This is a genomic window from Methylobacterium sp. GC_Met_2, assembly GCF_026540795.1.
Taxonomy (GTDB): Bacteria; Pseudomonadota; Alphaproteobacteria; order Rhizobiales; family Beijerinckiaceae; genus Methylobacterium.
In genome coordinates, this window is the sequence record NZ_JALNUM010000077.1 from 1 (window position 1) to 12,810 (window position 12,810).

A 12,810-nucleotide genomic window follows, 5' to 3' on the forward strand; every position below is an offset into this window, starting at 1 on the left:
GGCGACGAGAACCGTGCCGCCCGCCCGCTGCAGGCTTTCGAGCCGGGCCGCGAGATCCCCTGCGCCGACCGGTTCCCCGGTCTCGCTCAAGAGAGCCGCGAGGCCGGCCGCGTCGGAGCCCGCGGCTGCCCGGATCTCCAGCCCGTACCGATTACCCAAGCGCGACTCCCAAATGATCGCCCCTCAGACCCGGCGCCAGCCCGGTTGCGACGGGTCGACCAGCCGGTAGTTCACCGGCGCCACGCCGCATATGGCAATCACCGCCGGCTCCGTCCCGTCGCGGACCACGCCGTCGTAGTGCGGCGTCCCCGCCACGCGGCGGACGAAGCTGCCGGCCTTCACGGGCAGGCAGGCGGCGGGGTCGAAATCCGCGCCGCTGTTGCACCACCACGTGCCCGACAGGACCATGCAGAACCGGTCCGAGGTGTAGGTATGCGGCGCGCTCATGTAGCCCGGCCACCAGCGGATCAGTGTGTAGTACAGGCCGGTGCCGTTGAGGTCGCCGGTGAGATTACACCGGTCGACGCTACGCTCCGGGTAATCCTTCGAAGGCACCCACGGCAGCGCCTCCGGGGCGCGGATGATGGTCTGTTCCGCGTTGAGGGGCGAGGCCTCAGCCGCGTTCGCAAGAAGCAGCGGGAGCGTGCCGAGCAGCGAGGCCGCCAGCAGGTCGCGCCGGCTCGCCTCCGGCCGGGTTTGCGTGTCCGTCATCGCGGAGTTCCATCCCTGTCGCGGCCGGTTTGCCCGGCGGCTTGCGCTCCAGCAACGCCGACGTTCCGGTTTGTCTCCCGGGCCGGGGCCGCGCGATGTTTCAAACGGGCGGACCTATCAGGGGTGTGGCCAGGATCGACCGTGCTTGGGTGTACGTCCAGCACTATAGCCGGCGCCTCCCTTCGACCCAGATACAGAGTATCGCGGTTTAAATCGGCGGGGATACGCAATGACGGATCGGCTGCGGGATCAATCCCGGAACAGGCAGGGCACGGGCGATCCGCCGGATGCGGCGCCACTGCGGCAGCAGGATCGAGGGCCTGGGCAGGATCGAGGATCCGACGACGACGCCCGGAAGTCCGGATCCGCGCCCTCGGAGCGCCAAAAGGCCAAGACTGAGATTGCCGCCGGCGAGGTGGCCGATGACCTCGCTGATTTCGCCTGACGGACCCGCCCCACGGGGCGTACGCCGTCCGGCTTGAGCGCCCGGGCCGCCCCGCCGAACCGTCATGCGGCTCGGTAGGGCGGCCGGATGCCTGCCCTCAGGCGGTTTCCTTGGTCTTGCGCGGCTTGCTGGCGCGCTTCGGCTTCTCGGCGACTTCCTCGACCGGCTCCTCGACCGCCACGGACTTGCGGCGCTGCTGGCCGAGGCCCAGGCTGCGGGCCAGCTCGGAGCGCTGTGCCGAATAGCTCGCGGCCGTCGACGGATAATCCCGCGGCAGGCCGAAGCGCTCGCGATACTGCTCGATCGTCAGGCCGTTGCGCGAAAGATGGCGCTTGAGCGTCTTGTAGGGCTTGCCGTCGATGAAAGAGACCAGCGCATCCGGGGTCACCGACTTGCGGATCTGGGCCGGCGTCGGCTTGTCGGCCGCCTCGGTGACGGCCGCCGTGGGGGCGGACAGCTTCGCCAGAGCGGCATGGACGCCGGCCAGCAGACCGGGCAGCTCGCTGATCGGCACGGAATTGTTCGAGACATACGCCGAGACGATGTCCGAGGCCTGCTCGATAAAGGTCTGCTGCTGTTCAGGGGCGTTGTCGTCCATCGATGATTCCCTCTATGTGGTGGTGGTGAGACGGTTCTAACGTCTCTGCAGCAAAATCAAGTCGTCGTCGAGGATTTCCATACACAAGCTGCCGCCCGTTAACACGCATATTATTCAACCGGCCGGTCCAGCTGAAATCGTTGCCCGAGAAACCCGATTGGTGGGATGGCCGGTTTCACCAGTTCCAGATACCGCTGCCGTGCCGGCGGGCCTCCGACCGGTGACAAGCCGGTCCCTTGGTTTGCGAAGATCGGTTGCCGCTCTGGCGAGACCGGTGAAACCTCACGGCCCGTCCTGTCGCGCTCTCGTTGTGTACGCCGGGCGATCAGGAAGATCTGATGGGAGCCAGGGGCGAGACCGCATTGCGGGTAGCCGTGTGCAGCCCCGGAGCACCGGGCTACGGCATCCTTCGGGTCCGGTGCTGTGCGAGAAGAGCCTTGGGGCTTGATCCGCCCTGCGTCATAAAGAAGTTTGTCGGGGGAAGCCGGGACGGTGGATGTGGATCAGAATTCGGAGCCCGGCACCGTCTTCGGAGCGCACATTCCGTTCGTGCAGTTCTGCGGGATCGAGGCGTTGGACGTGTGCGACGGGCGGACGCGGCTGCGGCTCGTTCTGCGCCCGGAACATGCCAACAATCTCGGCATCGCCCATGGCGGCGTGCTCTGCACCCTGCTCGACGTCGCCCTCGGCACGGCGGCGCGCCTCAGCGTCGGGCGGCCCGTGGTGACCCTCGACATGCAGACCCGGTTCCTGAATCCCGGGCGCGGCGTCCTGCTCGCGGAGGGGCGCGTGACCCGGTCCGGGCGCGACGTGATCTTCTGTGAGGCTGAGATCCGTGATGCCGAAGGCTTGGCGGTGGCCAGTGCCACCGGTCTGCTCAAGCCCGTAGGCCGTCCACCCGCGGAGTAGGACGGATGGGGACTTTCGCAGGACCGGTTTGAGCCTTGACTCGTCTCTCTAGTGATTAGACTAAATCGATTCTTCGTTCTCCCGATATGATCAATGCTGTCTAGATCGATCACCTTCGTGCGAACCTGAAATCCCTCGGCGTACCGGATGCGTGCGCCCTCGTCGGGAAGAGCGCGTCCGCGCCCCCGAGCGGTGAAAGTCAACGGCCGCGGTCGTGCAACACCGCGGTGATGCGCCGATCCGGTCACGACCGAATTGACGGCGGCCCGGCGGGGTGGGAAAGCCTCGGCCATGACGATGCCGGATGATGCGCGCGCAGCCCTGGCTGCACCTCCCGCCGAGGCCGATGTCACGGCCATGAAATCCGAGGCGGCCGCGTGGTTCGAAACCCTGCGCGACCGCATCCTCGCGGCGCTTGAGGCGCTGGAGGCGGAGGCCGAGGGGCCGTTCCACCCGGACGCGCCCGACGGGCCGGGCACCTTCGTGAAGACGCCCTGGAACCGCACCGACCATACCGGCCGGCCCGGCGGCGGTGGCGTGATGTCGATGCTCAAGGGCCGCGTGTTCGAGAAGGCCGGCGTCCACATCTCGACGGTGCACGGCGAGTTCGCGCCGGAGTTCCGAGCCCAGATGCCCGGGGCGTCCGAGGACCCGCGCTTCTTCGCCACCGGGATCTCGCTGATCGCCCATCCCTGGAATCCGCATGCGCCGACGGTGCACATGAACACCCGCTTCGTCGCGACGACGCGGGCGTGGTTCGGCGGCGGGGCCGATCTCACCCCCGTGCTCGACCGGCGCCGCACTCAGGAGGATCCGGACAGCCGCCACTTCCACGCCTGCCTGGAGCGGGCCTGCGTGGCGCACGGCGTCGACTATCCGCGCTACAAGGCGTGGTGCGACGAATACTTCCACCTCAAGCACCGGAACGAGCCGCGCGGCATTGGCGGGATCTTTTATGACTACCGCTGGACCGGCGACCCGCAGGCCGATCTCGCCTTCACGCGCGACGTGGGACAGGCCTTCCTTGAGGCCTATCCGAAGATCGTCCGCGACAATCTCGGCACGGCCTGGACCGAGGCCGACCGGTTCGAGCAGCAGGTGCGGCGCGGGCGCTACGTCGAGTTCAATCTGCTCTATGATCGCGGCACGATCTTCGGCCTGAAGACCGGCGGCAACGTCGCCTCGATCCTGTCCTCGATGCCGCCCACCGTGCGCTGGCCGTGATGGGGCTGTCATGAGCGCGGGGCTGCCCGCGGCCTACGCCCCCCAGCAGGACGCGGCGCTCAAGGCGATCGCCGCGTGGCGGCGGGACGGCGGATCCCAGGTCTTCCGGTTGTTCGGCTATGCCGGGACCGGCAAGACCACGCTCGCCCGGCGGATCGCCGAGGATGTAGACGGCACGGTGGTGTACGGCGCTTTCACCGGCAAGGCTGCCTCGGTGATGCGCCAGAAGGGCTGCTACGACGCCGCCACGATCCACTCGCTGATCTACCGCACCAAGGAGGCGGAGGAGGGCGGCCCGACCTTCACGCTGAATCGCTCGGGCCTCGCCGCCAAGGCGGACCTGATCATCATCGACGAATGCTCGATGGTCGATTCCGATCTCGGCAACGACCTCCTGTCGTTCGAACGGCCGGTGCTGGTGCTGGGCGACCCGGCGCAGCTGCCGCCGGTGCGCGGCGGCGGCTTCTTCACCGAGGCCGAGCCCGACGTGATGCTGACCGAGGTCCACCGACAGGCCAAGGACGATCCGATCGTCCGCATGGCGATGACCATCCGTGAGGGCGGACGGCTGGAACTCGGCACCTTCGGGCAGAGCCGGGTGGTCTCACGCCGCGCCCTCGACCCGGCCGAAGTCCTCGAATGCGATCAGGTCCTGGTCGGGCTCAATAAGACCCGCCGGCTCTACAATGGCCGCCTGCGGGAACTCGCCGGCCACACCGACCCGATGCCGGCGATCGGCGAGAAGCTCGTCTGCCTGCGCAATGACCGAGTGAAAGGCTTACTCAACGGCTCCACCTGGACGGTGCAGGCCCTGCGCGCGCCGCCGCGGCCGGACCTGATCCGCCTCGACGTGGTGCCCGAGGACGATCCGGGCCTGCGCCGGAAGCCCACCGACATCAAGGTGCTGCGGGCGATGATCGCCGGCTCGGACGAGGAGATCCCGCTGTTCCTGCGCCGGGAGACCGACGAGTTCACCTACGGCTACGCGCTGACGGTGCACAAGGCGCAGGGTTCCCAATGGGACCGGGTGACGCTCTTCGACGAATCCTACGCCTTCCGCGAGCACCGGGCGCGCTGGCTCTACACCGGCCTGACCCGCGCCGCGCAAGCGATCACCGTGGTGGTCTGAGCGCGCGTGCCTGGATATCCGGTTCGTGCCGCCACGGCCCGGAGCGCGGCCGGACCCGGGACGCGCTGACGCCCGATTCGCACCGGGCCAACGCGGCAACCTCCGAAGCGCGGCCGGACCCGGCGACCGCTGCGATCCCGTGTTCGAGGATCCTCGGCGCGGCGGCGGAGATCATTCTCGGTCTCGTGGCTTGCCCTGCCACCGCAACCTCGTTATGACCCGCCTCGGCTATTCCCGAGCGACCGCCTCCGAGCCATTGGCGGTGGTCGCTTGGTAAGGTCAGAGCGACGATTCTCGCGACGGTGCTGCCTGCATCACCTTGCCGAGATCGCTGCTGGAGAGGTGGCAGAGCGGTTGAATGCACCGCACTCGAAATGCGGCATGCCTGCAAGGGCATCGGGGGTTCGAATCCCCCCCTCTCCGCCAGTTATTGTAAGAAGCTGCTCCGGGCTTGGCGCGCCGAGCAGGAGGCTGCCCCCCTTCGGCCGGTTCGACATCCGCTCTGGGCACGTTCATCGACGGCGCTCGCCGGTCGCCGGTCGCCTCGCACGTGTCGGTCTGACGTCCCCGCAAGCGGACGTCTATGTCGCCCGCAGCCTCCCGTGAACCATCGGCGTCCTAGCAGAGATTGGCAGCCCACATGGATGCGCGCGGCGGCTCAGGGTCGCTCCGCCTGTTCCCGGCTGCCCTCGATCATCGATCGGATCCGCGCCGCCATCGCCTCGATCGCGAAGGGCTTGGTCAGCACGGCCATACCGGGGGCGAGATGCCCGTTTCCGAGGATGGCGTTCTCGGCATAGCCGGTGATGAACAGCACCTTGAGGTCGGGGCGCGCCACACGCGCGGCGTCGGCCATCTGTCGCCCGTTCATGCCGCCCGGGAGCCCGACATCGGTCACCAGCAGGTCGATGCGGACATCCGATTGCAGAACCTTGAGGCCCGCCGCGCTATCGCCTGCCTCGATGGCCGTGTAGCCGAGATCTTCCAGGATATCGCTGATGAGCATGCGCACGGTCGGCTCGTCATCGACGATCAGCACAGTCTCGCCCTGCTCGGAGCGTGGCAGGTCCGTAACCGGAAAAGCCGTCTCGTCGTCGGCGACTTCCCCGTAGTGGCGGGGCAAGTAGATGCACACCGTCGTACCCTGGCCAACCTCCGAGTAGATCCGCACCTGCCCGCCGGATTGCTGGGCGAACCCGTAGATCATCGAGAGGCCGAGCCCGGTGCCCTCGCCGATGGGCTTGGTCGTGAAGAACGGCTCGAAGACGCGCGCGATGACCTCGGGCGGCATGCCGGTACCCGTGTCGCTCACGCACAGCGAAAGGTACTGCCCTTCCGGAATGTCGTGTTGGCGGGCGGCCCGGTCGTCGAGCCACTTGTTGGCGGTCTCGATGATGATCTTGCCGCCGTCGGGCATCGCATCGCGCGCGTTGATGCAGAGATTGAGCAGAGCATTCTCGAGCTGCGACGGATCGACGAGGGCCGGCCAACCGCCGGAGATCCCCACCACCTCGACCTGGATCGCCGGTCCGACGGTGCGCTGGATCAACTCCTGCATGCCCGAGGCGAGCCGGGTCACATGGGTCGGCTTGGGGTCCAGCGTCTGGCGACGCGAGAACGCGAGAAGGCGATGGGTCAGCGCGGCGGCGCGCTTGGCTGCACCCTGGGCCGCGGTCATGTAGCGGTCGACATCCGTGAGGCGGCCCTGCTGCATGCGGGTCTGCATCAGTTCCAGCGAACCGGTGATGCCGGCCAACAGGTTGTTGAAGTCGTGGGCCAACCCCCCTGTCAGCTGGCCGACCGCCTCCATCTTCTGGGATTGGCGGAGCGCCTCCTCGGCCTGCCGTAGGGCTTCGGCCTGATCCTTCTCGGCGGTGATGTGGCGCCCGCTCGCGTAGATCAGCGCGCCCTCCGGTGCGGCCACCCAGGAAATCCAGCGAAAGCCGCCATCCTTGTGACGATAGCGGTTCTCGATGGTCGGCAGCGTCGTCGCCCGCGCGTGCTGCAGCGCGCGATCGGTCAGCGCCTCGTCCTCGGCCAGAACGAACGCGAACACCGGCTTGCCGAGCACGTCTTCGGCCGACCAGCCGAGGATCGTCGTGAAGGCCGGGTTGACGGCTTTGAAGATGCCCTGGCTGTCGATGATGACCTGGATGTCTTGCGTGTTGCGCCAGAGGTGGTCACGCTCCTGGGTACGTTCCTGGACCTGGAGTTCCAGGGTCTCGTTCAGTGTGCGCAGGTTCTCTTCCGCGGTTTTGCGCGCCGTGACGTCGTTGAAGAAGATCGCGATCTGTCGGTCTGCGGGGGCACCGACGCGGATCGCCTTCACGTCGAACCAGCGCCCGAACGCCTCGGCGTAGTTTTCGAAATTCGCCGGTTCGCCGGTTCGTGCGACCTGACCGTAGGTCTCGAACCAGAAACGCTCCAGATCGGGCGCGAACTCGGTCACCCATTTGCCGCGGAGGTTGACCCCGGCTTGGCGTTCGAACGCCGGATTGGCTTCGAGAAAGCGGTAGTCGACCGGGCGGTCATCGGCGTCGAACCGGACCTCGACGATGGCGTAGGCCGTATCGACGGCCTGGAGGACCGCGCTGAAGCGTTCCTGGCTGACATGCAGGCGTTCTGCACTGGCTTCGCTCTTGGCCGCCAGCGCGCGGTTCTCACCCTTCAGTTTGGTCAACTGCGCGAAGTCTGCGCTGACGTCGTACTGACTTGCGAAGAAGTAGGCGACCTCGCCCTTCGCGTCCTTGACCGGGGCCAGGAGCAGCTGGTTCCAGAAGGGCGTGCCGTCCTTGCGATAGTTGTAGATCGCGATCTCGATCGTCTCGCGGGCCGCAACCGCTGCGCGGATGCGGTCCACATCGGCCTCGTCGGTTCCCGGCCCCTGCAAAAAGCGGCAGTTCCGTCCGATGATCTCCGTGCGGTCGAACCCGGTCAGCTGGCAGAATGCTTCGTTGACGAAGATGATCGGGTTGTCGTGCTGGCGCGGGTCGGTGATCAGCATCGGCATGCGTGTGGCCCGCACGGCCGCGGCGAAGGGGTCGGTGACGCCGACGCCACCAGCGACCTCCGCGAGGATACGGCTGGTGTCACGACGGACCGTCTCTGAAATCGTCGGCGTCGAGGCTGGGCGGTCGCTCTGCATGATGGGGCTGGCTGTATCAGACACGGCCAAAGCTTGAACACCTCTGCTGGCCGACGGTTCATCTCCGAGCGATGGCCCCCGGGCCGCCGTGGAAGCGTTTCGTGCCCACCGCGAATTCGTGTAGGAGCGGGCGCCGTCGACCGACGACGGTGCACAGTCTGGAGTGCCAGTGCCCGAACACGATGCAGCGGCGGTTTCCACTGGATTGGTCGGTCTCGACCATATCCTGGTTGGTGGCTACGCGTCGCACCGGTCGCATCTCATCGAGGGGCGGCCCGGATCCGGCAAGACGACGCTGGCGATGCAGTTCCTGCTCGATGGCGCGCGGCGCGGCGAGCGGTGCCTGTACATCACGCTCTCGGAGAGCCGGCGTGAGCTTCTGAACGTCGCGGAGCGCCACGGTTGGTCGCTCGACGGCATCACGATCTGTGAACTCGTCGCACCGGAACTCAGCCTCGATCCGAGTCAGCAGCAGACCCTCGTCCATACGTCCGATCTCGAACTTGGCGAGACCGTCCGGATGGCGATCGCGGAAATCGAGCGTGAAAAGCCGCAGCGCCTCGTGTTCGACAGCCTGTCCGAGATCCGGCTGCTCTCGCAGGGCTCGCTGCGCTACCGCCGGCAGGTCTACGCGCTGCGGAGCTTCCTGCTCATCCAGAACATCACCGCGCTGCTCCTCGACGATCTCACCGCCGAGGCGGACGATCTGAATCTGCACTCCCTGAGCCACGCCGTGATCCGGCTTGAGCAACTCGCGCCGCTGTACGGCGGCGAGCGGCGACGGCTGCGCGTGATCAAGATGCGCGGCATACCGTTTCGTGGCGGGTACCATGACTACGTCATTCGGCGTGGCGGTTTGACGGTGTTCCCGCGGCTGGTGGCGGCCGAGCATCGCGCGACGTTTTCGGATGACCGGTGCGGCACCGGCAACGCCGAGCTCGACCAGCTGCTCGGGGGCGGCATCGATCGCGGGACCAGCACGATGCTGATCGGCCCGTCCGGCGTCGGCAAGTCGACGGTGGCACTCACGGGCGTCACTGCGGCGATCGCCCGTGGCGAGAAGGTGCTGGTGCTCAGCTTCGATGAGACCACGAGCGTGCTCCGGCGGCGGGCCAGCGGCCTGTCGATGCCGATCGATGACGCGATCGCGGCCGGCGCCCTTTACGTCGAGCAGATCGATCCTGCGGAAGTGTCGCCGGGCGAACTCTCCGACATGGTTCAGAACGCGGTCGAGCACCGCGGCGTCACGATGGTCGTGATCGACTCCCTGACCGGCTATCACAACGCCATGCCGGAGGAGAATTACCTGCTCTTGCAGATGCACGAATTGCTGACTTACCTGAACCAGCAAGGCGTGCTGACGCTTTTGATCCTGGCTCAGCACGGTATGATCGGTACGATGAGCGCGAGCGTCGATCTCACCTATCTCAGCGACACCGTGCTGCTGTTCCGCGCGTTCGAGGACGAAGGGCGTCTGCGCCGCGCCATCTCGGTGGTGAAGAAGCGCACCGGCAGCCATGAAAACACGATCCGCGAGTTTCGGATCGACGCCCAGGGGATTTGCGTTGGCGAGCCTCTGAGCTTGTTCCGAGGGGTCATGACCGGCGTCCCGAAATACGAAGGTGAGCGGTCTTCGCTGCTTCAGACGCGCGGCTCCTGATGACCGACGCCGAGCCGCCGGTCCTCGTCTTCGCTCCGACTGGGCGCGACGCGCGTGTGGCGGCGGCCATCCTGGGTGAGGAGCGGATCGCGTCGCGCATCTGCGCCGACCTCGCGGACGTGATGGACGGGCTCGATACGGCGGCCTGCGCCATCATCACCGAGGAAGCGTTGCTGTCCTCCAATCGTCAGACCTTGGCCGCGTGGATCGCTGCCCAGCCGCCGTGGTCGGACTTTCCGTTCATCTTGTTGACCCAGCGGGGCGCTGAACCCAAGGTCCAGCTCACGGACCTCCTGGGCAATGTCAGCGTGTTGGAGCGGCCGTTCCATCCGGCGACATTGGTGATGGCGGCGCGCTCCGCCTACCGCGCCCGGCGTCGGCAACTCGAGGCGCGTGCCTATCTGGAGGAACGCGAGCGGACGGCGGAACGGCAGACGCTCCTGATCCGTGAACTGCATCACCGCGTGAAGAACACGCTTGCGACGGTCCAGGCCCTGCTGGGAGCCTCGTCCCGCTCGGCGACGAGTGTCGAGGCGTTCTACACCGCATTCTCGGCGCGGGTGATCTCGCTCGCGAAGACGCACAATCTGCTGACCGAGGATTATTGGCAGCAGGCCCCGCTGCGCGACATGCTGATGAACGAGTTGGGTCCCTACAACGACAGTGAGGGATCCCGCATCGTCCTGGATGGCCCGAGGGTCGATCTGATCGGCGATCTCGCGGTCCCGACCGGGATGGCGATCCACGAGTTGACCACGAATGCGGCCAAGCACGGGGCACTGTCCGTTCCCGAGGGGCGGATCCGGATCACGTGGTCGGTCGAGGCGGAGGCCGACCGTCAGGTCCTGTGCCTCGACTGGACCGAAACCGGCGGTCCGTTGACGAAGCCGCCGACACGGAAGGGGTTTGGGTCGACCCTGCTTCAGCGCGTGCTGAAGGTGCAGTGCGAAGCCGATCTGGCCTTCGATTATCAGCCCACCGGTTTGTACTTCACCATGCGCGCGCCTCTGCCGGAAAAACGGGTCGTCCCTGCCTACTGATGCGTTGCCGGTGCGGCCCGGACCCGGTGGCATGCGCGCATGAAAATGCCCGCACCGGCGAACCGGGCGGGCGAAGGTGGACCCGCGCTTCGGGGGATTACGGATCGATCGTTGCTTTTACCGTGATCGCGCGTGTTCAACAGGTGGGCAAACAGTCCGCCGCTGTCGCAGGTCTGGCCGCAGGATAATACCGGTATCGGCAGGCCGTTCACCGCGTACCGGATCCCGGAATACGCTTCGTGGGGCTCCACCGGCGTTTCCGAGGCTCGTCCCGATGAGGGATGGCCTGGATCGATCCGGCCATCCCCACCACTGGCACCGCTGACCAGTCCTGTTCGCTCTCCAGTCCGCAGAGCGCAGGTCGTTCGAAGTCGAGGTGCGCGGCCGATCAGGTCGTGGGTCTGTCCTGGGGGAGGTCGGCATCGCGCGTGTGCTTCAACGCACGCACTTTTTTGTGAAGAAACGCTTTCCTGGGTACGGCTGTTTCATGCCGGTTCGTGGCGAGGCTCGGGAATCCGACTCCGCCAAGTCGGGATTGTCTTGGATCGAGGTCGGCTTCGAAGACCTCGCGTTCGAAAGGAGGCAACAATGCGAATGAAACTTGCAGGCGCGGCGCTCCTCGCGCTTGGCACCCTCACCGCATCCGTTGGGACGGCTGAGGCCGCACAGGGCTGCGGTCCCGGGTTCCACCGGGGCTATTACGGCTGGTGCAAACCCAACTGGCGGCCCTACGCCTACCGCCCGGTCTATTACGCCCGGCCGGTGGTCTATGGCTGGCACCGTCCCTGGGGCTACCGGCCTCACTGGGGTTGGCGCCACGCCGGCTGGCATCGCCCCTGGGGTTGGCACCATCATGGCGGCTGGCACCGGGCTGCTTGGCACTACGGGTGGTGAGCGCTTGGGCCGGCGCTCCTGCGCCGGCCCGGGAGGCTGGCCCGCCGCGCTCGAAGTGCGGCAGCAGCGAAGCGCGCGTCATCCGCCGACTTCGTTGCGGACCAGCTTGAGAAAGGCCAGGGCGGCGCTCGAGAGCGGACGCCCCGGACTCCCCAGAATGGTGATCGCGAACGTCACCGTCGGCTGCAGGCGGCGCACGATGACCTGCCGCTTGAGGCCGCTCACGGTCACAGCCTCCGCGATGGCGAATCCGAGCCCCGCGGCGACCATCGCGCAGGCTGCCGCCGCGTTCTGCGTCTCAGCGACGAGGCGCGGCGTCACCCCGTTGACGGTGAAGAGCTCGTCGACCTGATCGCGCAGCCGGTACTGCCGACCGAGCGAGATGTAGGGCTCGTCTTGGAGTTCGGAGAGCGAGACGGACTTGTGCCGCGCCAAGCGATGGCCGGGCGGCAGCACCACCAGCCCGGGCAATTCGATCGGCGGCGCCGCGACGAGGGCGCTGCGGCCGACCGGCAGGGCGAAGCCGAGATCGGCATTGCCGGCCTGCACCAGATCGTGAACCTCCCGTGAGCTGGCCACCACGTGCGAGATCCGCACCGGCTGCACCTCCATGGCGAAGCGTGCCAGCAACCGTGGGATGAGCGACAGCCCCATCAGCGGCATGGCCGCGACGCGCAACTCGCCGCTGCCGACGCCGCGCATGTCGTCGATGACGCGATCCAGGCTGTCCGCTGCCGCGAACAGGGTCGCGACCGCGCCTTCCAGCTTCACGGCCTCCGGCGTTGGCTGCAGATGCCGCCGCGACCGGTCGAACAGCGGCAGCCCGGTCTCGTCCTCCAGGCTGCGCAGCAGCTTCGTGACCGCGGGCTGCGTGAGCAGCATCCGCTGCGCCGCCCGGCTGACCGAGCCGCTCTGCATCACGGCCCGGAATGCTTCCAGCTGCCGAAGCCGGCTCGGCGTCATCCGCACCCCCTGATTGGCGACCAAAAGGAATGAAACCGCAAAAATTATGAATTTGCGTCTCTCGTCAAGACTGCGCAGGTTGCACAGCATTC

10 protein-coding genes and 1 tRNA gene are annotated in these 12,810 nt (G+C 67.1%); 7 read left to right on the plus strand and 4 right to left on the minus strand.

The features are described 5' to 3' along the window. Positions 1-183 precede the first annotated feature (183 nt). Together OXS49_RS22360 and OXS49_RS22365 are read right to left on the minus strand one after the other, a co-directional pair. Positions 184-711 carry a hypothetical protein gene (locus OXS49_RS22360; RefSeq protein ID WP_244002302.1) on the minus strand — a complete coding sequence of 176 codons (528 nt, stop codon included), beginning with the start codon at positions 709-711 and terminating at the stop codon, positions 184-186. Positions 712-1,253: 542 nt separating this feature from the next. Next, positions 1,254-1,754 (minus strand): MucR family transcriptional regulator, encoded by a 501-nt coding sequence (locus tag OXS49_RS22365; protein ID WP_244002300.1) that lies wholly within the window; start codon positions 1,752-1,754, stop codon positions 1,254-1,256. Positions 1,755-2,252: 498 nt separating this feature from the next. Between OXS49_RS22365 and OXS49_RS22370 the strand changes: the two genes are divergently transcribed. From OXS49_RS22370 to OXS49_RS22385, 4 genes are all read left to right on the plus strand, one after another. Next, positions 2,253-2,663, plus strand: a complete 411-nt coding sequence (locus OXS49_RS22370; RefSeq protein ID WP_267426788.1) for a PaaI family thioesterase — start codon at positions 2,253-2,255, stop codon at positions 2,661-2,663. A 291-nt stretch (positions 2,664-2,954) separates the two neighbouring features. After that, the gene (gene hemF, locus OXS49_RS22375) at positions 2,955-3,887 is read left to right on the plus strand and encodes an oxygen-dependent coproporphyrinogen oxidase (RefSeq protein WP_267426790.1); all 933 of its coding nucleotides are present in this window, start codon (positions 2,955-2,957) and stop codon (positions 3,885-3,887) included. Between the two features lie 10 nt (positions 3,888-3,897). After that, positions 3,898-5,016: an AAA family ATPase gene (locus tag OXS49_RS22380; protein WP_267426792.1), complete on the plus strand. Its 1,119-nt coding sequence runs from the start codon at positions 3,898-3,900 to the stop codon at positions 5,014-5,016. A 336-nt stretch (positions 5,017-5,352) separates the two neighbouring features. Further along, a tRNA-Ser gene (locus OXS49_RS22385) sits at positions 5,353-5,442 on the plus strand. Positions 5,443-5,674: 232 nt separating this feature from the next. Here OXS49_RS22385 and OXS49_RS22390 read toward each other — a convergent pair. Then, positions 5,675-8,161 (minus strand): PAS domain S-box protein, encoded by a 2,487-nt coding sequence (locus OXS49_RS22390; protein WP_267426794.1) that lies wholly within the window; start codon positions 8,159-8,161, stop codon positions 5,675-5,677. A gap of 163 nt (positions 8,162-8,324) precedes the next feature. Here OXS49_RS22390 and OXS49_RS22395 point away from each other — a divergent pair, with 163 nt between their 5' ends. The 3 genes from OXS49_RS22395 to OXS49_RS22405 all read left to right on the plus strand — a co-directional run bounded on the left by OXS49_RS22395 (position 8,325) and on the right by OXS49_RS22405 (position 11,755). Beyond that, positions 8,325-9,821: an ATPase domain-containing protein gene (locus OXS49_RS22395; RefSeq protein ID WP_267426796.1), complete on the plus strand. Its 1,497-nt coding sequence runs from the start codon at positions 8,325-8,327 to the stop codon at positions 9,819-9,821. Beyond that, positions 9,821-10,861 (plus strand): sensor histidine kinase, encoded by a 1,041-nt coding sequence (locus OXS49_RS22400; protein WP_267426798.1) that lies wholly within the window; start codon positions 9,821-9,823, stop codon positions 10,859-10,861. The genes OXS49_RS22395 and OXS49_RS22400 overlap by 1 nt, the downstream gene beginning before the upstream one ends. A gap of 594 nt (positions 10,862-11,455) precedes the next feature. Further along, positions 11,456-11,755, plus strand: a complete 300-nt coding sequence (locus OXS49_RS22405; RefSeq protein WP_267426818.1) for a hypothetical protein — start codon at positions 11,456-11,458, stop codon at positions 11,753-11,755. Positions 11,756-11,833: 78 nt separating this feature from the next. Here the strand turns inward: OXS49_RS22405 and OXS49_RS22410 are convergent, their stop codons facing one another. Then, a complete protein-coding gene (locus OXS49_RS22410) occupies positions 11,834-12,718 on the minus strand; it encodes a LysR family transcriptional regulator (RefSeq protein WP_244002288.1) in 885 nt (294 codons plus the stop codon). Positions 12,719-12,810 lie beyond the last annotated feature (92 nt).